The 26,208-nt window shown below is 54.9% G+C and carries 23 protein-coding genes; 12 read left to right on the top strand and 11 right to left on the bottom strand.

What is annotated here, in order from left to right:
• Positions 1-30: 30 nt before the first annotated feature.
• The 5 genes from ftsZ (at position 31) to mutT (ending at position 6,196) form a co-directional block, all read left to right on the top strand.
• Positions 31-1,182, top strand: coding sequence for a cell division protein FtsZ (gene ftsZ / locus D5066_RS11755; protein WP_008501978.1), 1,152 nt, complete (start codon positions 31-33; stop codon positions 1,180-1,182).
• Between the two features lie 101 nt (positions 1,183-1,283).
• Positions 1,284-2,201: a UDP-3-O-acyl-N-acetylglucosamine deacetylase gene (lpxC, locus tag D5066_RS11750; protein ID WP_008501977.1), complete on the top strand. Its 918-nt coding sequence runs from the start codon at positions 1,284-1,286 to the stop codon at positions 2,199-2,201.
• Positions 2,202-2,481: 280 nt separating this feature from the next.
• The gene (secM, locus tag D5066_RS11745; protein ID WP_080328723.1) at positions 2,482-2,985 is read left to right on the top strand and encodes a secA translation cis-regulator SecM; all 504 of its coding nucleotides are present in this window, start codon (positions 2,482-2,484) and stop codon (positions 2,983-2,985) included.
• Between the two features lie 59 nt (positions 2,986-3,044).
• Complete coding sequence (gene secA / locus D5066_RS11740) at positions 3,045-5,750, top strand: preprotein translocase subunit SecA (RefSeq protein ID WP_119916035.1); 2,706 nt, start codon at positions 3,045-3,047, stop codon at positions 5,748-5,750.
• 56 nt (positions 5,751-5,806) lie between these two features.
• On the top strand, positions 5,807-6,196 hold the full coding sequence (gene mutT, locus D5066_RS11735; RefSeq protein WP_080328684.1) for an 8-oxo-dGTP diphosphatase MutT: 390 nt from the start codon (positions 5,807-5,809) through the stop codon (positions 6,194-6,196).
• A 37-nt stretch (positions 6,197-6,233) separates the two neighbouring features.
• On the opposite strand, the gene yacG is transcribed toward mutT, so the two are convergent.
• The 3 genes from yacG to coaE are packed head-to-tail and all read right to left on the bottom strand — an operon-like array spanning position 6,234 to position 7,801.
• Positions 6,234-6,428 carry a DNA gyrase inhibitor YacG gene (gene yacG, locus D5066_RS11730; RefSeq protein WP_119916034.1) on the bottom strand — a complete coding sequence of 65 codons (195 nt, stop codon included), beginning with the start codon at positions 6,426-6,428 and terminating at the stop codon, positions 6,234-6,236.
• 9 nt (positions 6,429-6,437) lie between these two features.
• Positions 6,438-7,181 carry a cell division protein ZapD gene (gene zapD, locus D5066_RS11725; RefSeq protein ID WP_119916033.1) on the bottom strand — a complete coding sequence of 248 codons (744 nt, stop codon included), beginning with the start codon at positions 7,179-7,181 and terminating at the stop codon, positions 6,438-6,440.
• A complete protein-coding gene (coaE, locus tag D5066_RS11720) occupies positions 7,181-7,801 on the bottom strand; it encodes a dephospho-CoA kinase (RefSeq protein WP_080328682.1) in 621 nt (206 codons plus the stop codon). The genes zapD and coaE overlap by 1 nt, the downstream gene beginning before the upstream one ends.
• 228 nt (positions 7,802-8,029) lie before the next feature.
• Here coaE and D5066_RS11715 point away from each other — a divergent pair, with 228 nt between their 5' ends.
• Entirely contained in the window at positions 8,030-9,073 is a 1,044-nt protein-coding gene (locus D5066_RS11715) for a GMP reductase (protein WP_119916032.1), read from the top strand.
• A 38-nt stretch (positions 9,074-9,111) separates the two neighbouring features.
• Here the strand turns inward: D5066_RS11715 and hofC are convergent, their stop codons facing one another.
• From hofC to nadC, 4 genes are all read right to left on the bottom strand, one after another.
• Entirely contained in the window at positions 9,112-10,296 is a 1,185-nt protein-coding gene (gene hofC / locus D5066_RS11710; RefSeq protein WP_080328680.1) for a protein transport protein HofC, read from the bottom strand.
• Complete coding sequence (gene gspE, locus D5066_RS11705) at positions 10,286-11,668, bottom strand: type II secretion system protein GspE (protein WP_119916031.1); 1,383 nt, start codon at positions 11,666-11,668, stop codon at positions 10,286-10,288. Before gspE ends, hofC begins: the two co-directional genes overlap by 11 nt.
• A 10-nt stretch (positions 11,669-11,678) precedes the next feature.
• Positions 11,679-12,116 (bottom strand): prepilin peptidase-dependent pilin, encoded by a 438-nt coding sequence (ppdD, locus tag D5066_RS11700; protein WP_119916030.1) that lies wholly within the window; start codon positions 12,114-12,116, stop codon positions 11,679-11,681.
• 174 nt (positions 12,117-12,290) lie between these two features.
• A complete protein-coding gene (gene nadC, locus D5066_RS11695) occupies positions 12,291-13,184 on the bottom strand; it encodes a carboxylating nicotinate-nucleotide diphosphorylase (protein WP_119916029.1) in 894 nt (297 codons plus the stop codon).
• Between the two features lie 87 nt (positions 13,185-13,271).
• Between nadC and ampD the strand changes: the two genes are divergently transcribed.
• Together ampD and ampE are read left to right on the top strand one after the other, a co-directional pair.
• Positions 13,272-13,823: a 1,6-anhydro-N-acetylmuramyl-L-alanine amidase AmpD gene (ampD, locus tag D5066_RS11690; protein ID WP_119916028.1), complete on the top strand. Its 552-nt coding sequence runs from the start codon at positions 13,272-13,274 to the stop codon at positions 13,821-13,823.
• A 9-nt stretch (positions 13,824-13,832) separates the two neighbouring features.
• Positions 13,833-14,687 carry a beta-lactamase regulator AmpE gene (gene ampE / locus D5066_RS11685; protein WP_080328675.1) on the top strand — a complete coding sequence of 285 codons (855 nt, stop codon included), beginning with the start codon at positions 13,833-13,835 and terminating at the stop codon, positions 14,685-14,687.
• Positions 14,688-14,705: 18 nt separating this feature from the next.
• Here the strand turns inward: ampE and D5066_RS11680 are convergent, their stop codons facing one another.
• The 4 genes from D5066_RS11680 to D5066_RS11665 form a co-directional block, all read right to left on the bottom strand.
• Complete coding sequence (locus D5066_RS11680) at positions 14,706-15,656, bottom strand: glycoside hydrolase family 43 protein (RefSeq protein WP_119916027.1); 951 nt, start codon at positions 15,654-15,656, stop codon at positions 14,706-14,708.
• A 10-nt stretch (positions 15,657-15,666) separates the two neighbouring features.
• The gene (locus D5066_RS11675; protein WP_080328673.1) at positions 15,667-17,064 is read right to left on the bottom strand and encodes a glycoside-pentoside-hexuronide (GPH):cation symporter; all 1,398 of its coding nucleotides are present in this window, start codon (positions 17,062-17,064) and stop codon (positions 15,667-15,669) included.
• A 164-nt stretch (positions 17,065-17,228) separates the two neighbouring features.
• Complete coding sequence (gene aroP, locus D5066_RS11670) at positions 17,229-18,599, bottom strand: aromatic amino acid transporter AroP (RefSeq protein WP_028015528.1); 1,371 nt, start codon at positions 18,597-18,599, stop codon at positions 17,229-17,231.
• 46 nt (positions 18,600-18,645) lie between these two features.
• Entirely contained in the window at positions 18,646-18,873 is a 228-nt protein-coding gene (locus D5066_RS11665; RefSeq protein WP_119916026.1) for a hypothetical protein, read from the bottom strand.
• Positions 18,874-19,136: 263 nt separating this feature from the next.
• Here D5066_RS11665 and pdhR point away from each other — a divergent pair, with 263 nt between their 5' ends.
• The 4 genes from pdhR (at position 19,137) to lpdA (ending at position 26,201) form a co-directional block, all read left to right on the top strand.
• Positions 19,137-19,901, top strand: a complete 765-nt coding sequence (pdhR, locus tag D5066_RS11660) for a pyruvate dehydrogenase complex transcriptional repressor PdhR (RefSeq protein ID WP_006173806.1) — start codon at positions 19,137-19,139, stop codon at positions 19,899-19,901.
• Between the two features lie 123 nt (positions 19,902-20,024).
• Positions 20,025-22,688, top strand: coding sequence for a pyruvate dehydrogenase (acetyl-transferring), homodimeric type (gene aceE, locus D5066_RS11655; protein ID WP_080328671.1), 2,664 nt, complete (start codon positions 20,025-20,027; stop codon positions 22,686-22,688).
• A 14-nt stretch (positions 22,689-22,702) separates the two neighbouring features.
• Positions 22,703-24,601 (top strand): pyruvate dehydrogenase complex dihydrolipoyllysine-residue acetyltransferase, encoded by a 1,899-nt coding sequence (gene aceF, locus D5066_RS11650; RefSeq protein ID WP_119916025.1) that lies wholly within the window; start codon positions 22,703-22,705, stop codon positions 24,599-24,601.
• A gap of 175 nt (positions 24,602-24,776) precedes the next feature.
• Positions 24,777-26,201: a dihydrolipoyl dehydrogenase gene (gene lpdA, locus D5066_RS11645; protein WP_080328669.1), complete on the top strand. Its 1,425-nt coding sequence runs from the start codon at positions 24,777-24,779 to the stop codon at positions 26,199-26,201.
• The last annotated feature ends 7 nt before the right edge of the window (positions 26,202-26,208 follow it).

Raw genomic sequence — 26,208 nt, 5'->3', positions numbered from 1 at the left:
CGGGCGACAGGCACAACGGAGAGAGAAATTATGTTTGAACCTATGGAACTGACCAACGACGCGGTGATTAAAGTCATCGGCGTCGGTGGCGGCGGCGGTAACGCCGTAGAGCATATGGTGCGTGAACGCATTGAAGGTGTTGAATTCTTCGCAGTTAACACCGATGCGCAGGCACTGCGTAAAACGGCTGTAGGCCAGACTATCCAGATCGGCGGTGGTATCACCAAAGGGCTGGGCGCTGGGGCTAACCCGGAAGTCGGTCGCAACGCGGCTGAAGAAGATCGTGAAGCCCTGCGTGCTGCACTGGAAGGTGCGGACATGGTCTTCATCGCAGCTGGTATGGGCGGCGGTACCGGTACCGGTGCAGCACCTGTTGTGGCTGAAGTGGCAAAAGATTTAGGTATCCTGACCGTTGCTGTCGTGACCAAGCCTTTCAACTTCGAAGGTAAGAAGCGTATGGCCTTCGCGGAGCAGGGTATCACCGAGTTGTCCAAGCATGTGGACTCGCTGATTACCATCCCGAACGACAAGCTGCTGAAAGTTCTGGGTCGCGGTATCTCCCTGCTGGACGCGTTCGGTGCAGCAAACGACGTGCTGAAAGGCGCGGTTCAGGGTATCGCTGAACTGATTACCCGTCCTGGCCTGATGAACGTTGACTTTGCAGACGTTCGCACCGTGATGTCTGAAATGGGCTACGCGATGATGGGCTCTGGCGTGGCAAGCGGTGAAGACCGTGCGGAAGAAGCGGCTGAAATGGCGATCTCTTCTCCACTGCTGGAAGATATCGATCTGTCTGGTGCGCGCGGCGTGCTGGTCAACATTACCGCTGGCTTTGACCTGCGTCTGGATGAGTTCGAAACCGTGGGTAACACCATCCGTGCGTTCGCCTCTGACAACGCGACCGTGGTAATCGGTACTTCCCTTGACCCGGAAATGAACGACGAGCTGCGTGTTACCGTTGTTGCGACCGGTATCGGTATGGACAAGCGTCCTGAGATCACCCTCGTGACCAACAAGCAGACTCAGCAACCGGTAATGGATCGTTACCAGCAGCACGGTATGTCTCCTCTGACTCAGGAGCAAAAACCGGCCGCGAAAGTAGTGAACGACCCAACGCCGCAAACGGCGAAAGAGCCAGATTATCTGGACATCCCGGCGTTCCTTCGTAAGCAAGCTGACTAAGAATTGGCTGGAATTTGGGGATTTGCGCTCTTTGTGCTAAACTGGCCCACCGTTAGTGATATACACTCTCGGTTGGATAGTTAATTTGGCGAGATTATACGATGATCAAACAAAGGACACTTAAACGTATCGTTCAGGCGACGGGTGTCGGTTTACATACCGGCAAGAAAGTCACGCTGACGTTACGCCCTGCGCCGGCCAATACCGGGGTCATCTATCGTCGCACCGACTTGAATCCACCGGTAGATTTTCCGGCCGATGCCAAATCTGTGCGTGATACTATGCTCTGTACTTGTCTGGTGAACGAGCATGACGTGCGGATTTCTACCGTAGAGCACCTGAACGCCGCCCTGGCGGGTCTGGGTATCGACAACATTATTGTTGAAGTCGATGCACCAGAAATCCCGATTATGGATGGCAGTGCTGCTCCGTTCGTTTATTTGTTGCTGGATGCCGGCATCGAAGAACTGAACTGCGCGAAGAAATTTGTTCGCATCAAAGAGACCGTTCGCGTCGAAGATGGCGACAAGTGGGCTGAATTCAAACCGTACAATGGTTTCTCGTTGGACTTTACCATCGACTTTAACCATCCGGCGATTGACTCCAGCACCCAGCGCTATGCGATGAACTTCTCTGCTGATGCGTTTATGCGTCAGATCAGCCGCGCACGTACGTTTGGCTTCATGCGTGATATCGAATATCTGCAGTCCCGCGGCCTGTGCCTGGGCGGCAGCTTCGATTGTGCCATCGTTGTTGACGATTATCGCGTACTGAACGAAGACGGCCTGCGTTTTGAAGATGAATTCGTTCGTCACAAAATGCTGGATGCGATCGGCGACCTGTTTATGTGTGGTCACAACATCATTGGTGCATTTACCGCGTTCAAATCCGGTCATGCACTGAACAACAAACTGTTGCAGGCCGTCCTGGCAAAACAGGAAGCCTGGGAATATGTGACCTTTGAAGACGAAGCTGAACTGCCGCTGGCCTTCAAAGCACCAAGCATGGTTCTGGCGTAACGGTCTATACCGTTCGTAAAAAATCGACTGGTTAACCTGGTACTCTCTCCGACCAGGAAGACCAGTCGTTTTTATTTTTATCCCTTCTTTGGCGACTCCAGCTTCTTTTCTTAAATTACCCGGCGCAGAAAATCTGTGCGTTAGCTGCATTCTTGACCGTTTTTCCCTGCGACAAGACGTCATTCCTGCTGCTGTGTATTGGCTTTAGTGGTAATATCTGGGCGCTAAAAAAGAATAACTGGCTTCAGCCTGTAACAGGCTGGCTTATGTGGTGGAGCAGGTGAGCGGAATACTGACGCGCTGGCGACAATTTGGCAGACGTTACTTCTGGCCGCATCTCTTATTAGGGATGGTCGCGGCGAGTCTCGGCTTGCCTGCGCTCAGCAACAGCGCGGAAGCGGCGACGCCAGCACGTTCCACTACGACCAAACACGATCTCTCGACGCGGGTTAACTTTACTAACCTCGCATGGCTTGAAGCCAGCCGTCGTCCAAATTTCTCCGTTGATTACTGGCAGCAACACGCCATCCGCACGGTTATCCGTCATCTGTCGTTCGCGATGGCGCCGCAGACGATGCCTGCTGCGGAAGAAACGCTGCCGGTTCAGGCTCAGCATCTTGCCCTGCTCGATACGCTTAATGCGCTTCTGACGCAGGACAACCAGCCGCCTGTAACCGTGAGCCAGACGGCACAAACCTGGTTTGTTCCCCCAGCATCATTCTCCATTTCAACCTGGATTAGCCAGGCTCACGGCATCCGTGCCGGGCCACAACGCCTCAGCTAAATTAATCCTTTTTCAATACCTTAATTTATCTGCCCATCTGGGGCGTTTGAGAATTTATTATGCTAATCAAATTATTAACCAAAGTTTTTGGTAGTCGTAACGATCGTACCCTGCGCCGTATGCGCAAAGCGGTAAACGTCATCAACGGTATGGAACCGGCGATGGAGAAGCTCTCCGACGACGAGCTGAAAGCGAAAACCGCGGAATTCCGCGCGCGTCTGGAAAAAGGTGAAACCTTAGAAAGCCTGATCCCGGAAGCTTTCGCCGTAGTACGTGAAGCAAGTAAGCGTGTGTTCGGCATGCGTCACTTCGACGTTCAGCTGCTGGGTGGTATGGTGCTCAACGAGCGCTGCATCGCGGAAATGCGTACCGGTGAAGGTAAAACCCTGACCGCAACGCTGCCGGCTTACCTGAATGCACTGACCGGTAAAGGGGTTCACGTCGTTACCGTCAACGACTATCTGGCGCAGCGTGACGCCGAAAATAACCGTCCGCTGTTCGAATTCCTCGGCATGACCGTTGGCATTAACATGTCCGGACTGCCGGCACCCGCTAAGCGCGAAGCCTACAACGCGGACATCACCTACGGCACCAACAACGAATACGGCTTCGACTACCTGCGCGACAACATGGCGTTCAGCCCCGAAGAGCGCGTACAGCGTAAGCTGCACTATGCGCTGGTGGATGAGGTTGACTCCATTCTGATCGATGAAGCGCGTACCCCGCTGATCATCTCCGGCCCGGCCGAAGACAGCTCCGAAATGTACCGTAAAGTCGACAAAATCATTCCACACCTGCTGCGTCAGGAGAAAGAAGACTCCGATACCTTCCAGGGTGAAGGCCACTTCTCCGTTGATGAAAAAGCGCGTCAGGTCAACCTGACTGAACGCGGCCTGGTGAAAATCGAAGAGCTGCTGGTCGCTGAAGGCATCATGGAAGAGGGTGAGTCCCTGTACTCCCCGAGCAATATCATGCTGATGCACCACGTGACCGCTGCGCTGCGTGCCCACGCGCTGTTTACCCGGGACGTCGACTACATCGTAAAAGACGGTGAAGTCATCATCGTCGATGAACATACTGGCCGTACCATGCAGGGGCGTCGCTGGTCTGACGGTCTACACCAGGCTGTTGAAGCCAAAGAAGGCGTGGATATTCAAAACGAAAACCAGACGCTGGCCTCTATCACCTTCCAGAACTACTTCCGTCTGTACGAGAAGCTGGCAGGGATGACCGGTACTGCCGATACCGAAGCGTTTGAATTCAGCTCTATCTACAAGCTGGATACCGTGGTTGTGCCAACCAACCGTCCGATGATCCGTAAAGATATGCCGGACCTGGTGTACATGACCGAAGCGGAAAAAATTCAGGCGATCATCGAAGATATTCGCGATCGTACCGCCAATGGTCAGCCGGTGCTGGTGGGGACCATCTCGATTGAGAAATCTGAAGTGGTTTCCAACGAGCTGACCAAAGCGGGCATCAAACACAATGTTCTGAACGCCAAATTCCACGCCAAAGAAGCAGATATCGTTGCGCAGGCGGGTTATCCGGCAGCCGTGACCATCGCCACCAACATGGCAGGCCGTGGTACCGATATTATGCTCGGCGGTAGCTGGCAGGCGGAAGTGGCGGAGCTGGAAAACCCAACGCCAGAACAGATCGCGCAGATCAAAGCCGACTGGCAGGTGCGTCACGATGCGGTGCTGGCATCCGGTGGTCTGCACATCATTGGTACCGAGCGTCACGAATCTCGTCGTATCGACAACCAGCTGCGCGGCCGTGCAGGTCGTCAGGGTGATGCCGGTTCCTCCCGCTTCTACCTGTCTATGGAAGATGCGCTGATGCGTATTTTCGCCTCCGACCGCGTGTCGGGCATGATGCGCAAGCTGGGCATGAAGCCAGGCGAAGCCATCGAGCACCCGTGGGTCACCAAGGCGATTGCTAACGCCCAGCGTAAAGTGGAAAGCCGCAACTTCGATATTCGTAAGCAGCTGCTGGAATACGATGACGTTGCCAACGACCAGCGTCGTGCAATTTACACCCAGCGTAACGAACTGCTGGACGTGTCCGACGTGAGCGAAACCATCAACAGCATTCGTGAAGATGTGTTTAAAGCCACCATCGACGCGCATATTCCACCGCAGTCTCTGGAAGAGATGTGGGATGTTGAAGGCCTGCAGGAACGCCTGAAAAACGACTTCGATCTCGATCTGCCAATCAAAGAGTGGCTGGATAAAGAGCCTGAGCTGCATGAAGAGACCCTGCGCGAGCGTATCTACGAAACCGCGCTGGACGTCTACAAGCGTAAGGAAGAAGTGGTTGGCGCAGAGATGATGCGTCACTTCGAGAAAGGCGTCATGCTGCAGACCCTGGACTCCCTGTGGAAAGAGCACCTGGCGGCAATGGACTACCTGCGTCAGGGTATCCACCTGCGTGGCTATGCGCAGAAAGATCCGAAGCAGGAGTACAAGCGTGAATCCTTCTCCATGTTTGCCTCTATGCTGGAATCACTGAAGTACGAAGTAATCAGCACCCTGAGCAAGGTTCAGGTGCGCATGCCGGAAGAAGTGGAAGCGATGGAGCAGCAGCGTCGTGAAGAAGCTGAGCGTCTGGCGCAGATGCAGCAGCTGAGCCACCAGACTGACGAAAGCGAAGCCGCAGCCGCGATCGCCGCACAGACCGGCGATCGTAAAGTGGGTCGTAACGATCCGTGCCCGTGTGGTTCCGGTAAAAAGTACAAGGCGTGCCACGGCCGTCTGAGCTAAGTTCATAAAAAACAAAAAGGCGCAGATTTCTGCGCCTTTTTTATGGAAGTGACACTATGAAAATACTGCAAATTGCTGTCGGGATTATTCGCAACCCGCAAAACCAAATCTTCATCACCCAGCGCGCTGCCGACGCCCATATGGCGAACAAGTGGGAGTTTCCTGGCGGTAAAATCGAGTCAGGTGAAACGCCGGAAGAGGCGCTGATTCGGGAGCTTCAGGAAGAGGTGGGAATAACTCCGCTTGGCGCAACGCTGTTTGATAAGCTTGAATACCAGTTTCCGGACAGGCACATCACGCTGTGGTTCTGGCTGGTGGAAAACTGGGAAGGTGAACCCTGGGGAAAAGAGGGACAGCCGGGTAACTGGGTGGAACTTCAGGCCAGTGATGCCGAAAAATTTCCGCCAGCTAATGAGCCCGTTATCCTGCGGTTAGCTGCACAATAGCAGGCCTGCTAAGCGAAGCGCCAGCAGGCTTTGGATGTTACTGCTGGCTTTCACTCCAGTCATCGCTGTCCGAGAGATCGCCTTCGCTTGGAATGCGTTTCTCTTCCGCCGCCCATTCGCCCAGGTCAATGAGCTGACAGCGCTTGCAGCAGAATGGGCGGAACGGACTCACTTCGCCCCAGACAACGGTTTTGCCACAGGTCGGGCAGTTTACGGTTGTGATGTCAGACATTGGCACTCCTTAACAACAGGCCAGTTCAAAATCGAGGCGTTCCGGCACGGTGCCATTTTCACTGTCCAGCGGCATAAAGCGGATCGCGAAACGGCTTTTATGCCCGGATATTTGCGGGTAAAGCTGTTCGTCGAGAGACAGGTTCAGGCGCAGCAGATCGGCGTCGTCGCCGTTGTCCTGATAGAAACCATTGAGGCTGGTTTGCTTGCGGAACGGGGCTGAGTTACGCACAAGATCGAGGATGAGCGATAACGTCTGATGCATTGGCTCCAGGCTTCCCAGCCAGTTGTTCACCTGGCGATCGCGCTGTTCCTGAGGCATGTGCAGCCACATATGCAGCGTTGGCAGGTCAAAACTGCAACATCCGCCCGGTATGCTCAGACGCTGGCGCACCAGCGCAATTAAACGATCCTCTCGTAAAAACTGTCCGACGCGCGGTGCGGCCATCAGCGTCGTGCTGCTGTTTTTCAACTGCTGACGTAAGGCGTCAATTCGACTTTGATCCACGCCCGGCACTTCGGCCCAGGCCTGTAATTTACGCTGCTGGCGCTCCAGCTCTTTCAACAGCTCAGTGCGGACATCGCCACGCTCAATCACATCCAGCAGATCGCCTACGTTGCGAAAGAAGTGCAACGCCGTGGCATGATCGTTAACAGGCAGATGTTGTGAAAGCTGTTGGATGAGAAATTCTATGCGCAGCCAGGTACGCATTTTTTCATTAAGCGGATGCTCAAAAAGGATGTGAGTCGACATTATGGTTTTTCCTGTGCAACGGCCTGCGCGGCGAACGACAGATACTGCGCGTGCAGACGGGCAACATCCGATGCAATGGCATCTGGTGCGCCGTTATTATCAATGACATCATCCGCAACGGCAAGGCGCTGAGCGCGCGTGGCCTGAGCGGCAAGAATTTGTTCAGCATGTTCACGCGAGACATGGTCGCGCGTCATGGTTCGCTGGATTTGCGTCTCGGGTGCAACATCAATCACCAGTACCCGATCGGCTTTCTTATGCAGCTGATTTTCAACCAGGAGCGGAACCACCCACAAGACATAAGGCGAGCGGGCTGCGGCTATCTGACGCTGAGTTTCCTGATGGATAATGGGGTGGAGCAGGGCATTAAGCCAGGCTTTTTCCGCAGAATCGGAAAAAATGCATTCGCGAAGCTGGCGGCGATTCAGTGTGCCATCGGCATTGATGATAGCCTGACCAAAATGGTCTGCGATGGCCTTTAGCGCGGGTGTATGGGGCTCTACCACCTGACGGGCAATGATATCAGCATCAATAATCGCGATGCCAAGACGAGAAAACGCGTCCGCAACGGTACTTTTGCCACTACCGATGCCGCCGGTTAATGCGACGATATACCCCATTAAATCAAATCCTGGGAATTATTCATTATTAAAATCAGATGCTTAAAAAACAAACGTGCGACAGCAAATGTTTGGCTCTCTTTACCGGCTTTTTACCAGGTAAATTTATAGGATTGTAGCGTAAAAAAAGAGAATTTCGCAGTCTTGCGGAGCAGGTATTAGTGCGTATGATAGCGTCACTGGAGTTGTGCTTTTAACATATTTGCCTCTAACCCCAGGAATCCGCACATGCGTATCGAAGAAGATCTGAAGTTAGGTTTCAAAGACGTTCTTATCCGCCCTAAACGCTCTACACTGAAAAGTCGCTCAGACGTTGAACTCGAACGTCAATTCACCTTTAAGCATTCCGGTCAGACCTGGTCTGGCGTGCCAATCATTGCTGCCAACATGGATACGGTCGGTACCTTTGAGATGGCAATGGCGCTGGCTCAGTTCGATATTCTTACCGCGGTCCACAAACACTACACCCCTGAAGAGTGGAATGCGTTTGTTGCCTCAGCGTCTGCTGACGTGGTGAAGCACGTAATGGTTTCTACCGGTACCTCCGATGCCGATTTCGAGAAGACCAAACAGATCCTGAATGCTAACCCGGCGCTTAACTTCGTTTGTATTGATGTGGCGAACGGTTACTCCGAGCATTTCGTGCAGTTCGTCAGCAAGGCGCGCCAGGCCTGGCCGACCAAAACTATCATCGCGGGCAACGTGGTGACCGGAGAAATGTGTGAAGAGCTGATTCTTTCCGGGGCTGACATCGTGAAAGTGGGCATTGGTCCGGGTTCCGTATGCACCACGCGCGTCAAGACCGGTGTCGGTTATCCGCAGCTCTCTGCGGTGATTGAATGTGCCGATGCGGCGCACGGTCTGGGCGGCCAGATCATCAGCGACGGCGGTTGCACCATGCCAGGCGACGTGGCTAAAGCCTTTGGCGGCGGCGCGGACTTCGTGATGCTCGGCGGTATGCTGGCAGGCCACGAAGAGAGCGGCGGCACCGTAGTGGAAGAAAACGGCGAGAAATTCATGCTGTTCTACGGTATGAGCTCTGAATCCGCGATGACCCGCCACGTCGGTGGCGTGGCCAAATACCGTGCGGCAGAAGGCAAAACCGTGAAGCTGCCTCTGCGCGGCCCGGTTGAAAACACCGCGCGCGACATCCTGGGCGGCCTGCGCTCAGCCTGTACCTACGTCGGTGCATCCCGCCTGAAAGAGCTGACGAAACGCACAACGTTTATTCGCGTTCAGGAGCAGGAAAACCGCGTTTTCAACAGCCTGTAATGGCTTTCGCTGGCGCATGCTCGTGCGCCAGCAATGCACTATCCCGCGCTCATCGCATCCCCCAGATGGAAGATTGGCAAATACATTGCCACCACCAGCGTGCCGATGATGACCCCCGTCACAACCAGGAGCAGCGGCTCCAGAAGCGCTGCCAGATTATCGGCTAACTGAAAGGTTTGCTCCGTGTGATGACGGGCAAGATTTGCCAGCATCACGTCCAGCGAACCTGACATCTCGCCGGTTCGCAAAAGCTGAATACAGAGCGGGGTAAACAATGCCGCCTTCTGAAAAGATGACCAGACGGGGAGACCTTTTTCAATGTCCTCCCGCACACTGCGAAGAATCTCTTGCCAGTACCGGCTTTCAACGGTCTCCTCTGCACTCTCAAGCCCCTGCAGGAAAGCAATGCCCGCCTGCTGCGTGAGCGACAGCACGGTGAAAATCTGCCCCATTTTTTGCCCTTTTATTAGCGTTCCCATTACGGGCATATGCAACAGAATACGCTGCCAGCGAGGATGGTGCCGCAGAGCCCGGGCTGCGATGACAGGAATCAGTAGCATCGCGAAGAGTGCGAGGGCATATGACTGCATAAAAGCGGCTATCCCCATCACAATTCGCGTCAGCGCCGGAAGCGGAGTATTAAACGTTTTGTAGATCGCGGCAAATTCGGGCAATACCAGGGTGACCATTGCCAGTACGACGAGCACGGCCAGCATCAGGACGATCGCCGGGTAGCGAAGCGCTTTTTGCACTTTCGCACTGAGTTGCTGCTGCGATTTTTGCTGCTCAGCAAGCTGACGGCAGCACTCTTCAAGCTTTCCCGTTAGCTCCCCGGTCTTCACCATTGAGATATGCAGTGGGCTAAAGACCGCTGGCCACCGTTTGAGCGCCTCAGAAAAAGGAGACCCTTCGCTGAGCTCATCGGCAACGCTTTGCAGCAGCGCCCGCCACGGTTCGAGTGGATGCTGTTCTGCCAGCATTTGCAGGCTATGCGCAAGCGTCAGGCCAGCCTGCAGAAGCGTTGCAAGCTGGCGAAACATCTCGTAGCAGTGATGTGGTCGCCAGCGGTGTCGCGGAGGGCATCGGGTTAACGTCAAAGGATGGAGATCCTCACGCATCAGCCTGGTGAAGGCCGCGTTGCGGTCTTCTGCCCAGAGAGCCCCGCTTCTGGGCTCCCCTTCTTTGGTGAGCGCTCGCCAGCGCCAGAGTTGATTAGCAGCCATCGGGCATACCCAGAACTCGCATTAACTCCTCGAGCGTGGTCATCCCTTGTTCAACGGCCATACAGCCATGTTCAAACAGCGAGACTAATCCTGCCTGCCGGGCGCTGGCTTCTATCACCTCGACGCCTGCTCCGCTGGCAATCACCTGCCGCAGGGGATTATCGATTGCAAGCACTTCAAAAATAGCCAGGCGGCCATAAAAACCGTGGTAGCAACGCTCGCAGCCTGCAGGCTGCCAGCGTGGAAGCGGCTGCCGCCAGACCGAGCGGGGTAAGTCTGTATGTTCCCCGGTTTTCTGTCGGCAGTGTGGACACAGACGCCGAACCAGCCGCTGGGCAATCACCATCGTGAGCGCGGAAGAGATCATCCACCGCGCGACGCCCATTTGCTCCAGGCGAATGAGGGTTTCCGTCGTTGAGTTGGTGTGCAGCGTCGACAGCACCAGATGGCCGGTCTGCGCGGCATTAATGGCGATTTCTGCCGTTTCGCCATCGCGAATTTCACCGACCATAATGATGTCGGGATCCTGACGAAGCAGCGCCCTCAACACGCTCTGGAAGGTTAAGCCCGCGCGGGGGTTAATCTGCGTCTGATTCAGCCCCGCAAGCGGGATTTCAATGGGATCCTCTACGCTGCAGATGTTGACATCAGGAGTGTTACGCGCCTGCAGCGCGCTGTACAGCGTTACGGTTTTGCCGCTGCCCGTGGGGCCGGTGACCAGAATCAGCCCCTGAGGCTGGTGGAGCACCTCATTAAAACAGGCCAGCTGTTGAGCGCTCATACCAAGCGCTTTCGGTTCAAGCGCCTGCTGAACCTGATGCAGCAGACGCAGCACAATTTTCTCACCGCCGCTGCAGGGAAGCGTGGCGATACGAAACGAGACCGGCTCGTTTGTTAGCTCAACCGTAAACTGGCCATCCTGCGGTAAGCGGCGTTCAGCGATATCCAGATTACCCAGCACTTTTAACCGGGCGCTGAGCATCGTCGCCAGCGCAGCGGAAAGAGGAGGCTGTGGGCAAAGTACGCCGTCGATACGCAGGCGGATCTGGCAGGCGTGTTCCATCGGCTCAATATGAATGTCGGATGCGCGCTGGCTTATCGCCTGCTGCAGCGTATGGTTAAGGATATCCACCGCTGAGTGGGTTTGCGAAACGACGGGCAGATGCGACTGTGCGGTTAATTGCCGGTGCTTTTCCATGCGTTCAGCGCTCCAGCATTCGATATCAATCCGCTTCTGGGTTGCGAATCGCAGGGCCTCCATCAGCTCAGTTGCCGGGTTTCCCACGACGGCGATGCTAATCATATCGCTGTCGCTGGTGAGCAGCAGAGCGTGATGGCGAAGACAAAGCGCCACGAGTTGATCGGTGTTCATTATCCGCTCCTTAGTGAGTGTCGAAGCGGAAAACGTCTTCGCAGGCCTGCTTAAGCGCGCTGTCAGCACTGATATTGCAGTCACGCATCCAGCCCGTCATGCCGTTGCCGGTGCTCCACTGCGGCGTCATGATGACCGTCAGCCCGTTCAGGCTCTCCTGGCCTGTCAGACTCACGATCCCTTTCGCCACGCTCATCCCCGAGACGTAACGCGTCGTGGTGGGGGAAGGGATGCCGTTACTGCCCGCATCGCAGCTCTCTACGCCACCATGATCCAGCGCGCACAGCTCAATGGCAGTGCGATAGGGAACGAAGGTTTGCAGCATATCGGTGAGAGCTGCTTTACGAAGGTAGTTCTGATAGGCGGGAACGCCGATGGCGCTCAGAATCGCAATAATGCCAATGACCACCATCAGCTCAATGAGTGTGAATCCTTGTTGTCTGTTCATATCTGCTCCTTATGCAAAGTGGCGCTACTTTGTCAGCGGGAAAGGGCAGAAACGAGGGGCAAAAAAGAGAACGAGAAAGGAGCTTCAGAGATTTCATTCCGCGTTGCAGAAAAGGGCAACGGAATTGCGAGCGAGGCTGAAATTCCCCTCTCCGCGCAGAGAGGGGAGCGAGTGTTATTTGAAGCGCATTGAGAGGTCGAGGGCGCGGACGTGTTTGGTCAGCGCGCCGACGGAGATGTAATCCACGCCGGTTTCGGCGAATTCACGGATCGTGTCGAAGGTGACGTTCCCGGACACTTCCAGCTGGGCCCGGCCGTTCGTCAGTTTTACCGCCTCGCGCATCTGCTCTGTTTCGAAGTTATCGAGCATGATGATATCGGCCCCCGCCTTAATTGCCTGCTCCAGCTCTTCAAGGCTTTCGACTTCCACTTCAACAGGCACATCCGGGTGCAGCCAGAAGGCTTTCTCCACCGCCTGACGCACGGAGCCAGAAGCAATAATGTGGTTCTCTTTAATCAGGAAGGCATCGGATAAGCCAAGACGATGGTTTGCGCCGCCGCCGCACAGCACCGCGTACTTCAGCGCAGTGCGCAGGCCCGGCAGCGTTTTGCGGGTATCCAGCAGCTGGGTTCGGGTACCGGAAAGCAGGTCAACGTAGCGACGCACTTCACTGGCGACGCCCGAGAGGGTTTGGACAAAATTGAGCGCGGTACGCTCGCCGGTCAGCAATACGCGTGAAGGACCGTCCAGCTCGAACAACGGCTGATTGGCTGTTACCGCATCACCATCTGCAACATGCCATGTCACCTGCACTTCGTCACCCGCCAGCTGGGTAAAGACCTCTTCAACCCAGCGCTTGCCGCAAAAAACACCCTCTTCACGGGTAATAATGACCGCGTGCGAGCGAGACTCTTTTGGCAACAATTGGGCGGTAATATCGTTATCGGCACTGACGTCACCGCCGAGATCTTCTTTCAGGGCATGGGCAACGCTTGCCGGGATATCACTATTAATACGTTCCAGAAGCGCTTCACGTCGATGGTCGGGGTTATAGCGGCGAGGCGGCATGATAAAACTCCAAATTGGTAACGAATCATAATATTGAAACATGCTACTCTGAACCGAGTCATTGCACCATACAGAAGGAGTTCCAGCATGTTGTTAGAAAACGGATGGCTGGTGGATGCGCGGCATATGCCTTCGCCGCACCACGACTGCCGCCCGGAGGATGAAAAGCCCACACTGCTGGTGGTTCATAATATAAGTCTCCCGCCGGGTGAGTTTGGCGGTCCGTGGATCGATGCGTTATTCACGGGAACGATAGATCCGAATGCTCATCCCTTCTTCGCTGAGATTGCGCATCTGCGCGTGTCGGCTCACTGTCTGATTCGTCGTGATGGCGAGGTGGTTCAGTACGTTCCTTTTGACAAGCGCGCCTGGCATGCCGGGGTATCGATGTATCAGGAGCGCGAACGGTGCAACGATTTCTCCATCGGGATCGAGCTGGAAGGCACGGATACCACGCCTTACACGGATGCACAGTATCAACAATTAGCAGCCGTGACCCAAACGCTTATTGGGCTCTATCCGGCAATCGCTGACAATATTACCGGACACAGTGATATTGCTCCGGCGAGAAAAACCGATCCCGGCCCGGCATTTGACTGGTCACGGTTTCGCGCCATGCTTACCGCGTCGTCAGAATAAGGAGATACCATGACGTTGTTCACCATGCTGCTGGTTATCATCGCTGAACGCCTGTTCAAGCTCGGCGAGCACTGGCATCTGGATCACCGGCTGGAGGTGATATTCCGCCGGATTAAGCACTTTTCCATGCTGCGTACGCTGTTGATGATGGCGGGCGTCATGCTTATTACTTTCCTGCTGCTGCGCTCGCTGTACGGACTCTTTTTCAACGTGCCGCTGCTGGTGGTGTGGATCCTGCTTGGGGTGCTGTGCATCGGTGCGGGTAAGGTGCGTTTGCACTATCACGCCTACCTGAAAGCCGCCTCCCGTGATGATGCCCACGCGCGCGGTGCCATGGCGAGCGAGCTGACGATGATCCACGGCGTGCCGCCGGACTGCGATGAGCGCGAGTTTCTGCGCGAGCTGCAAAACGCGCTTTTGTGGATTAACTTCCGCTATTACCTGGCGCCGCTGTTCTGGTTCGTGGTGGGCGGCCCGTGGGGGCCGGTACTGCTGATGGGATATGCGTTCCTGCGCGCCTGGCAGACCTGGCTTGCCCGTTACCTGACGCCGCACGAGCGTTTGCTCTCGGGCATTGATGCCATCCTGCACGTGCTCGACTGGCTCCCGGTGCGTCTGGTGGGCGTGGTGTATGCGTTAATTGGTCACGGTGAAAAAGCGCTGCCCGCATGGTTCGCCTCTCTTGCGGACCGCCATACGTCGCAGTATCAGGTGTTGACGCGCCTGGCGCAGTTCTCGCTGGCGCGAGAGCCGCATACCGACAGGATCGAAACGCCAAAAGCCGCCGTCTCAATGGCGAAGAAAACCTCGTTTGTGGTGGTGGTGATTGTGGCGCTGCTGACGATTTACGGCACGCTGGTGTAAGCCAGCGCGCCGAAGCCGTTACAACGTATCCGCAGGCGGGATGCCGAAATCAGGCATCCCGTTTTCATTCCAGCGGACAAGCTTCAGGCGGGTATGACGGTTCGGATCGTAGAGCGGATCGCCTTCAATTTCGGTGTAATTTCTTGCGTGATACACCAGCACATCTTCCCCTTCCGGCGTTTGCGTAAAGCTGTTGTGGCCTGGCCCGTACTGGCGGTTCTCGTAGCTGGTGACGAAAACCGGGCGAGGGGATTTGTGCCAGTTTGCCGGGTTTTGCGGATCGGCATTCAGGTCTATCCACAGTAACCCCATGCAGTAGTTCTCGTCGGTCGCGCTGGCGGAATAGCTGATAAACAGCTTATCGCCGTGAACCAGCACCGCCGGACCCTCGTTGACCCAGAAACCGCGGCACTCCCAGTCATACTCCGGCTTGCTGAGCATCACCGGCTCGCCTTTCAGCGTCCACGGGTTCTCCATTTCGCAAAGATAAAGATTAGAGTTACCGGAAATATGTGGGGCTTTTTGCGCCCACAGGTACCAGCGTTTGCCCTGATGCACGAACGTGGTAGCGTCCAGCGCAAAGGTGTCGAACGGCGTTTTTATTTGGCCTTTTTCTACCCACGCGCCGGTAAGCGGATCGCTGTCGGCACATTCAACAGCAAACATACGGTGCTGGAACATCCCGAGCGCGTCGAGCGCCTGGGTGTGCGTCGCGGCAAAATAGATGTACCACTTGCCGTCAATGTGGTGCAGTTCCGGCGCCCAGATTAGCTGACTCATCGGGCCGCTCTCGGGTTTACGCCAGACAACGACCTCTTCAGCGTCGCGTAGCCCTTCCAGCGAGTCCGCGCGGCGGATCGCCAGCCTGTCGTACTCCGGCACGGAGGCAATGAAATAGTATTGCCCCTCGTGATGCAAAATATACGGATCGGCGCGTTGTTCAATAAACGGGTTTGGCCAGGTTTGCATTCAGCTTTCCTTATTTAGTCTCAGCGGCTTTAAGTTCCTGATAATCGTTCAGCTCGCGGTAGTTGGCGCGACGCTTTTCCAGATCGGACTGGATCTGCTTCATGGTTTCGCGGTCCACTTTCAGCAGACGTACCACGCCAGCGGTAATTAAGTATCCAATGCCGGGAATGACGGTAAAGAGCAGCACGATCCCGTTAATGGCGTCCGCGCTCTGCGCTTTTGCGCCCGCGTCATAACCGTACCAGGAGAGCAGGAAGCCGACCATCGCGCCGGCAATCGCCAGGCCCAGCTTCAGGAAGAAGATGTTGCCGGAGAAGCTGATCCCGGTGATGCGTTTCCCGGTTTTCCACTCGCCGTAGTCGTCCACGTCGGCCATCAGCGACCAGTGCAGCGGAGACGGGATCTGGTGCAGGATGTTCAGCAGGAAGTAGAGCACCACGATGGTAACGGTGGCTTTCGGGTCGAAGAAATAGAAGGCGCAGGAGAATACCGCCAGCACGATGTTGGTCCAGAAGAAAACCTTCAGCTTACACCAGCGGTCGGTCAGCACTTTCGCCAGCACACTGCCGAGCATCATGCCGACCACGCCCAGGCTGATAAACAGCGTGGCGAAGTGGGTGCTCTGGCCCATCACCCAGGTGACGTAATACATGGTCGCGGCCATACGGATAAAGCCCGGGCAGACGTTGCACAGCGTCAGCAGCAGAATGCGCACCCACTGATCGTTTTTCCACACGTCTTTCAGGTCGTTTTTCAGCTCGTCATTGGTTTGCACCGCCGGACGCACGCGCTCGCGCACCGTGGCGAAGCAAAACAGGAACATGCAGGTACCAATCAGCGCCAGAACGGTCATCGCCATCTGGTAGCCTTTGGCTTTGTTGTCCCCGCCAAACCAGTCGGCCATCGGCAGCAGCGTCAGAGACAGCAGTAGCGTGGCGATGCCGACCAGCACGAAGCGATACGACTGGCAGGCGACGCGCTCTTTCGGATCGTTGGTGATCACCCCGCCGAGCGAGCAGTAGGGAATGTTGATTGCTGTGTAGGTCAGCGACAACAGGAAGTAGGTGACAAAGGCATAGATAACTTTGCTGTTATAGCTCCACTCTGGCGTGGTGAACATCAGGATGCTGAACAGCGCGTAGGGGAACGCAATCCACAGCAGCCATGGACGAAACCGGCCATATTTACTGCGGGTACGGTCGGCAATCGCCCCCATGATCGGGTCCGTTACGGCGTCAATCACGCGGACGGACAGCAGCAGCACGCCGACCAGCGCAGGCGCGAGGCCAAAAATATCCGTATAGAAATAGTTAACAAACAACATGATGGCGCCGAAGATGATGTTGCATCCCGCGTCACCCATTCCATAGCCGATCTTTTCTTTTACTGACAGTTTGTTGTTATCCATCGACAGCTCTCCGGTTTACGGTATGGAGAGAATTATTTGCTGGCAAAGGAATATATGCGTTGCAGTATCAGGGCGGTGATATGGATAAATGCGCTGTGGGAGCGAAAGTGTGAGGGAGATAACAACGCGCGGCACCCGCAAAAGCAGGCGCCGCGAAGAAGGGCTTAGTGTGCCTTCATGGCATTACGGCTTTTCTGGCTAAAGAGATAGCCAACGCCAAGGATCGCAATCCAGACCGGGATCAGGTAGACGGAAATCGCCATCCCCGGCGTGATCAGCATGATCACCAGCACGGCCGCCATGAACAGCAGGCAAATCCAGTTACCCAGCGGATAGAGCAGGGCAGGGAAGCGCGTAGTCACGCCCTGCTGCTGTTTCGCGCGGCGGAACTTCATATGCGCCAGACTGATCATCGCCCAGTTGATAACCAGGGCAGAGACTACCAGCGCCATCAGCAGGCCAAACGCCGATTCCGGTGCCATGTAGTTAATCAGCACGCACAGCGCGGTCACGATGGCTGAAACAATGATGGTATTGACCGGCACGCCGCGTTTATCAACGTTGAGCAGCATCTTAGGCGCGTTGCCCTGCTGAGCCAGGCCGAACAGCATGCGGCTGTTGCAGTATACGCAACTGTTATAAACGGAGAGCGCGGCGGTCAGCACCACGATGTTCAGGGCGTTAGCGACAAACGTATCGCCCAGCTCATGGAAGATGAGAACAAACGGGCTGGTGTCAGCGGTCACGCGCGTCCACGGCAGCAGAGAGAGCAGCACGGCCAGCGAGCCCACGTAGAAGATCAGGATGCGGTAGATTACCTGGTTAGTGGCTTTTGGAATGCTTTGCTCCGGATTATCGGCTTCCGCGGCGGTGATACCCACCAGCTCCAGGCCGCCGAAGGAGAACATAATGATCGCCATCATCATCACCAGACCGGTCATGCCATGAGGCAGGAAGCCGCCCTGTTCCCAGAGGTTGCGCACGGTTGCCTGCGGGCCGCCGTTGCCGCTGAACAGCAGCCAGCCGCCAAAGATGATCATCGCCACAACGGCAATGACTTTGATAATGGCAAACCAGAACTCCATCTCGCCGAACACTTTTACGTTGGTCAGGTTAATGGCGTTGATAATCACGAAGAAAGCCGCAGCAGAGGCCCAGGTTGGGATCTCGGGATACCAGAACTGAATGTATTTCCCAACGGCGGTCAGTTCAGCCATGGCAACCAGAACGTACAGCACCCAGTAGTTCCAGCCGGAGGCGAAGCCCGCGAAGCTGCCCCAGTATTTATAGGCAAAGTGGCTGAAGGAGCCTGCGACCGGCTCTTCAACGACCATTTCACCCAGCTGGCGCATAATCAGAAAGGCAATAAAACCGGCAATCGCGTAACCCAAAATAATGCCGGGACCGGCTGACTGGATAACAGATGCGCTGCCCAGAAACAGGCCGGTACCAATCGCACCGCCCAGTGCGATGAGCTGTATATGGCGGTTTTTAAGCCCGCGCTTTAGCTGATCGCCGTGCTGTTGAGCTTCCATTTGAAACCTCGTGTGTGGTTGTTATGTTCACGCTGTGCGTGTGTAATTATGAAAGTCCATATTCTGTATTTATTTCTTTACGGTAAACGATACCGAAAAAAGCGGTGGTGACTTCCGTAAGCGCCAGAATAGTGGTAAGCGCCTGCGAATGCACCTGCTTTATGAAGGGATGATGACCACTTGAATAAAAAGAAACCATTTGTAAATCGGCCCGCTTATTTTTCCTAACCCAACCTATAGAATAGAAATGCTCCATAAGTGGGCGAATTTTCATTATTTGCCTTGTTGAATCGCTTCAGATTGCAAAAACCCTCGTTTCATTATGGTTAAAACTCTCTCTTTGGGAGTAATCAACTCATTTGTGCAAAGTTACATTTCTGAAACGTTATTTCTGTAAGGTTGTTAAAATGTGCAGGGTTTACTGATTTCAATCAAAACCAATATGGACAGAAGGTGAATACTTTGTTACTTTAGCGATACGAAATAGAAATTGGTAAGACCAATTGACTCCGGGCAAAAAGGCGTAAGACAGGGAATATGGCCTACAGCAAAATTCGCCAACCAAAACTATCTGATGTGATTGAGCAGCAGCTGGAGTTTTTAATCCTCGAAGGGACTCTGCGCCCGGGTGAGAAACTTCCGCCAGAACGCGAGCTGGCAAAACAGTTCGACGTTTCACGTCCCTCTCTGCGTGAGGCGATTCAACGTCTCGAAGCAAAGGGCTTGCTGCTTCGTCGCCAGGGCGGCGGAACCTTTGTGCAAAACAGCCTGTGGCAGAGCTTCAGCGATCCGCTGGTAGAACTTCTCTCTGACCACCCAGAATCCCAGTTTGACCTGCTTGAGACCCGTCACGCGCTGGAAGGTATTGCGGCCTATTACGCCGCCCTTCGCAGCACTGATGAAGATCGCGTGCGTATCCGCGAACTGCATCAGGCCATTGAACGGGCACAGCAGTCCGGCGATTTAGACGCCGAGTCCAGCGCCGTTGTCCAGTATCAAATCGCCGTCACCGAAGCAGCACACAACGTAGTGCTCCTCCATCTGCTACGCTGCATGGAGCCGATGCTGGCCCAGAACGTTCGTCAGAATTTTGAATTGTTGTATGCCCGTCGGGAGATGCTCCCACTGGTAAGCAACCATCGCACCCGAGTATTCGAGGCGATAATGGCCGGGGAACCGGAGCAGGCGCGCGAAGCGTCGCACCGCCATCTGGCTTTCATTGAGGAAATCTTGCTGGACCGCAGCCGTGAACAATCGCGTCGCGAACGTTCATTACGCCGCATACAGCAACGAAAGGATTAAGCGCCAGGTACTTTTAGAGCGCGGCAACTAAACGCAGAACCTGTCTTATTGTGTTCTTGCCCAAGAGCACAATGGGACAGGTTCCAGACAAATCAACGTATTAGATAGATAAGGAATACCCCCATGTCAGAACGTCTCCAAAATGACGTGGATCCGATCGAAACTCGCGACTGGCTACAGGCGATCGAATCGGTCATCCGTGAAGAAGGTGTTGAGCGCGCTCAGTATCTGATTGATCAGCTGCTTTCTGAAGCCCGCAAAGGCGGCGTGAAGGTTGCTTCAGGTGCAGGGGCTAGCAACTACGTAAACACGATTGCCGTTGAAGACGAACCGGAATACCCGGGCAATCTGGATCTGGAACGTCGTATCCGTTCTGCAATCCGCTGGAACGCCATCATGACCGTTCTGCGTGCGTCCAAGAAAGACCTGGAACTGGGTGGCCACATGGCGTCCTTCCAGTCTTCTGCAACCGTTTACGAAGTGTGCTTCAACCACTTCTTCCGTGCAGCGAACGAGAAAGACGGCGGCGATCTGGTGTACTTCCAGGGCCACATCTCTCCGGGCATCTATGCACGTGCATTCCTTGAAGGCCGTCTGACTGAAGAGCAGATGAACAACTTCCGTCAGGAAGTTCACGGTAAAGGTCTGTCTTCTTATCCGCACCCTAAACTGATGCCTGAATTCTGGCAGTTCCCGACCGTATCTATGGGTCTGGGTCCAATCGGTGCGATCTATCAGGCTAAATTCCTGAAGTACCTGGAACACCGTGGTCTGAAAGACACCTCCGAGCAGACCGTTTACGCCTTCCTGGGCGACGGCGAAATGGATGAGCCAGAATCTAAAGGTGCGATCACCATCGCAACCCGTGAGAAGCTGGACAACCTGTGCTTCATCATCAACTGTAACCTGCAGCGTCTGGATGGTCCGGTAACCGGTAACGGCAAGATCATCAACGAACTGGAAGGCATCTTCGCGGGTGCTGGCTGGAACGTGATCAAAGTCATGTGGGGCGGTCGTTGGGATGAGCTGCTGCGTAAAGACACCAGCGGTAAACTGATCCAGCTGATGAACGAAACCGTTGACGGTGACTACCAGACCTTCAAATCCAAAGACGGTGCCTATGTTCGTGAGCACTTCTTCGGTAAATATCCTGAAACCGCAGCACTGGTTGCAGACTGGACTGACGAGCAGATCTGGGCCCTGAACCGCGGTGGTCACGATCCGAAGAAAGTCTACGCTGCACTGAAAAAAGCGCGTGAAACCAAAGGTAAAGCGACTGTAATCCTGGCCCACACCATCAAAGGTTACGGCATGGGTGATACCGCAGAAGGTAAAAACATCGCTCACCAGGTTAAGAAAATGAACATGGACGGCGTGCGTTATATCCGCGACCGTTTCAACGTTCCAGTGACCGATGAGCAGGTAGAAAACCTGTCTTACATCACCTTCCCGGAAGGGTCTGAAGAGCACAAGTACCTGCATGAACGTCGTCAGGCGCTGAAAGGCTACCTGCCTGCTCGTCAGCCTAACTTCACCGAGAAGCTGGAACTGCCAGCGCTGGAAGACTTCTCTCAGTTGCTGGAAGAGCAGAACAAAGAGATCTCTACCACTATCGCTTTCGTTCGTGCCCTGAACGTGATGCTGAAGAACAAGTCGATCAAAGATCGTCTGGTTCCAATCATCGCTGACGAAGCGCGTACTTTCGGTATGGAAGGTCTGTTCCGTCAGATCGGTATTTACAGCCCGAACGGCCAGCAGTACACCCCGCAGGACCGTGAGCAGGTTGCATACTACAAAGAAGACGAGAAAGGTCAGATTCTGCAGGAAGGTATCAACGAGCTGGGCGCAGGCGCATCCTGGCTGGCTGCTGCGACTTCATACAGCACCAACAACCTGCCGATGATCCCGTTCTACATCTACTACTCCATGTTCGGGTTCCAGCGTATCGGTGACCTGTGCTGGCAGGCAGGCGACCAGCAGGCTCGCGGCTTCCTGATCGGTGGTACTTCTGGTCGTACGACCCTGAACGGTGAAGGTCTGCAGCACGAAGATGGTCACAGCCACATTCAGTCTCTGACTATTCCTAACTGTATCTCTTACGATCCGTCTTATGCGTACGAAGTGGCAGTCATCATGCATGACGGTCTGCAGCGCATGTACGGTGAAGCGCAAGAGAACATTTACTACTACATCACCACCCTGAACGAAAACTACCACATGCCGGCAATGCCAGCAGGTGCCGAGGAAGGTATCCGTAAAGGTATCTACAAACTCGAAACCGTTGAAGGTAGCAAAGGTAAAGTTCAGCTGCTGGGCTCCGGTTCTATCCTGCGTCACGTCCGTGAAGCAGCGCAGATCCTGGCGAAAGACTACGGTGTGGGTTCCGACGTGTACTCTGTGACCTCCTTCACTGAGCTGGCGCGTGATGGCCAGGATTGTGAGCGCTGGAACATGCTGCACCCAATGGAAACTCCACGCGTTCCGTACATCGCTCAGGTGATGAACGATGCACCAGCGGTGGCGTCTACTGACTATATGAAACTGTTCGCTGAGCAGGTTCGTACTTACGTTCCAGCGGATGATTATCGCGTACTGGGTACTGACGGCTTCGGTCGTTCTGACAGCCGCGAAAACCTGCGTCACCACTTCGAAGTTGATGCTTCTTACGTGGTTGTAGCAGCACTGGGCGAACTGGCTAAACGTGGCGAAATCGATAAGAAAGTGGTTGCGGACGCAATTACCAAATTCAACATCGATGCAGAAAAAGTTAACCCGCGTCTGGCGTAAGAGGTAAAAGAATAATGGCTATCGAAATCAATGTACCGGACATCGGGGCTGATGAAGTTGAAATCACCGAGATCCTGGTCAAAGTAGGCGACAAAGTTGAAGCTGAACAGTCGCTGATCACCGTAGAAGGCGATAAAGCCTCTATGGAAGTCCCGTCTCCTCAGGCTGGCATCGTTAAAGAGATCAAAGTCTCTGTTGGCGATAAAACCGAGACTGGCAAACTGATCATGATTTTCGATTCCGCCGACGGTGCAGCAGCTGCTGCACCTGCGCAGGAAGAGAAGAAAGAAGCCGCTCCTGCTGCTGCTCCAGCAGCGGCCGCGGCAGCGAAAGAAGTTAACGTGCCTGACATCGGCGGTGACGAAGTTGAAGTCACCGAAATCCTGGTGAAAGTGGGCGACACCGTTGCGGCTGAGCAGTCACTGATCACCGTAGAAGGCGACAAAGCCTCTATGGAAGTGCCAGCGCCGTTCGCCGGTACCGTTAAAGAGATCAAGATCAACACTGGTGACAAAGTGTCTACCGGGTCGCTTATCATGGTCTTCGAAGTGGCGGGTGCTGCCCCAGCTGCCGCGCCTGCACAGGCCGCTGCGCCAGCTCAGGCTGCTGCACCAGCGGCGGCTGGCGGCGCGAAAGACGTTAACGTTCCGGACATCGGCGGTGACGAAGTTGAAGTGACCGAAGTGATGGTAAAAGTGGGCGACAAAGTTGCCGCTGAACAGTCACTGATCACCGTTGAAGGCGACAAAGCTTCTATGGAAGTGCCAGCGCCGTTCGCCGGTACCGTTAAAGAGATCAAAATCAGCACCGGCGACAAAGTGTCTACCGGCTCTCTGATCATGGTCTTCGAAGTGGAAGGCGCTGCACCTGCCGCCGCTCCGGCTGCCGCTGCTGCTCCGGCACCGGCTGCTGCACCGGCTCAGGCTGCTAAACCAGCTGCTGCCCCTGCTGCGAAAGCGGAAGGCAAATCTGAGTTCGCTGAAAACGACGCTTACGTCCACGCAACTCCGCTGATTCGTCGCCTGGCGCGCGAGTTCGGTGTGAACCTGGCGAAAGTGAAAGGAACCGGCCGTAAGGGTCGTATCCTGCGCGAAGACGTTCAGGCTTACGTGAAAGATGCGGTGAAACGCGCCGAAGCTGCACCAGCTGCAGCCGCTGGCGGCGGTATCCCGGGTATGCTGCCATGGCCGAAAGTGGACTTCAGCAAGTTCGGCGAAATCGAAGAAGTGGAGCTGGGCCGTATCCAGAAAATCTCTGGTGCGAACCTGAGCCGTAACTGGGTGATGATCCCGCACGTTACGCACTTCGACAAAACCGATATCACCGATCTGGAAGCGTTCCGTAAACAGCAGAACGCCGAAGCTGAGAAGCGCAAACTGGACGTGAAATTCACCCCAGTGGTCTTCATCATGAAAGCCGTTGCCGCTGCCCTGGAGCAGATGCCACGCTTCAACAGCTCTCTGTCCGAAGACGGCCAGAAGCTGACGCTGAAGAAATACATCAACATCGGTGTTGCGGTTGATACGCCAAATGGTCTGGTTGTTCCGGTCTTCAAAGACGTGAACAAGAAGAGCATCACTGAGCTGTCCCGTGAACTGACCACCATCTCCAAAAAAGCGCGTGATGGTAAGCTGACTGCCGGCGAAATGCAGGGCGGCTGCTTCACTATCTCCAGCATCGGCGGCCTGGGTACCACCCACTTCGCGCCGATTGTTAACGCGCCGGAAGTGGCTATCCTCGGTGTGTCCAAGTCCGCGATGGAGCCGGTGTGGAATGGCAAAGAGTTCGTGCCGCGTCTGATGATGCCAATCTCTCTGTCCTTCGACCACCGCGTGATCGACGGGGCTGATGGTGCGCGTTTCATCACCATCATCAACAACACCCTGAGCGACATTCGCCGCCTGGTGATGTAATCGAAAAGCCGGCCAATCGGCCGGCTTTTTTCTGATAACCTCATGGGGCTTTTGAGGTTATTGGTGAAAGCGATAATTCGTGAGCCGTTTGTTGTTTCAAAATTGTTAACAATTTTGTAAAATACGGGCGGATAGAACGACCCGGTGGACGACGGGTATACATTAAGAGGTCATGATGAGCACAGAAATCAAAACTCAGGTCGTAGTACTTGGGGCAGGCCCGGCAGGTTACTCCGCAGCATTTCGCGCAGCGGATTTAGGTCTGGAAACCGTCATCGTAGAACGTTACAGCACCCTCGGCGGTGTTTGTCTGAACGTCGGCTGTATCCCTTCTAAAGCGCTGCTGCACGTAGCGAAAGTTATCGAAGAAGCCAAAGCGCTGGCTGAACACGGTATCGTCTTCGGCGAGCCGAAAACCGATATCGACAAAATTCGTACCTGGAAAGAGAAAGTTATCACTCAGCTGACCGGCGGTCTGGCGGGTATGGCCAAAGGCCGTAAAGTGAAAGTGGTCAACGGTCTGGGTAAATTCACCGGTGCGAACACCCTGGAAGTGGAAGGCGAAAACGGCAAAACCGTGATCAACTTCGACAACGCGATCATCGCGGCAGGCTCTCGCCCAATCGAACTGCCATTCATTCCGCATGAAGATCCACGCGTGTGGGATTCCACCGATGCCCTGGAACTGAAAACCGTTCCTGAGCGTCTGCTGGTTATGGGCGGCGGTATCATCGGTCTGGAAATGGGTACCGTGTACCATGCGCTGGGTTCAGACATTGACGTGGTTGAAATGTTCGACCAGGTTATCCCGGCTGCCGACAAAGACATCGTTAAAGTCTTCACCAAGCGCATCAGCAAGAAGTTCAACCTGATGCTGGAAACCAAAGTGACTGCCGTTGAAGCGAAAGAAGACGGTATTTACGTTTCCATGGAAGGCAAAAAAGCCCCATCCGAACCACAGCGTTACGACGCCGTGCTGGTGGCTATCGGCCGTGTGCCGAACGGTAAAAACCTCGACGCGGGCAAAGCTGGCGTGGAAGTGGATGACCGTGGCTTTATCCGCGTTGACAAACAGCTGCGCACTAACGTGCCTCACATCTTTGCTATCGGCGATATCGTCGGTCAGCCAATGCTGGCGCACAAAGGTGTTCACGAAGGTCACGTTGCCGCTGAAGTTATCGCCGGCATGAAGCACTACTTCGATCCGAAGGTGATCCCATCTATCGCCTACACCGAGCCAGAAGTGGCATGGGTCGGTCTGACAGAGAAAGAAGCGAAAGAGAAAGGCATCAGCTACGAAACCGCCACCTTCCCGTGGGCTGCTTCTGGCCGTGCTATCGCATCCGACTGCGCAGACGGTATGACCAAGCTGATCTTCGACAAAGAGACTCACCGCGTAATCGGTGGTGCAATTGTCGGTACCAACGGCGGCGAGCTGCTGGGTGAAATCGGTCTGGCTATCGAAATGGGCTGTGACGCGGAAGACATCGCGCTGACCATCCACGCTCACCCAACTCTGCATGAGTCTGTGGGCCTGGCGGCTGAAGTGTTTGAAGGCAGCATCACCGACCTGCCAAACGCGAAAGCGAAGAAGAAATAAGTTTCTT

It is taken from the genome of Enterobacter chuandaensis (assembly GCF_003594915.1).
Taxonomy (GTDB): domain Bacteria; phylum Pseudomonadota; class Gammaproteobacteria; order Enterobacterales; family Enterobacteriaceae; genus Enterobacter; species Enterobacter chuandaensis.
Note: the sequence above shows the minus strand (reverse complement) of the source record. Positions and strands in the feature narration are given on the sequence as shown.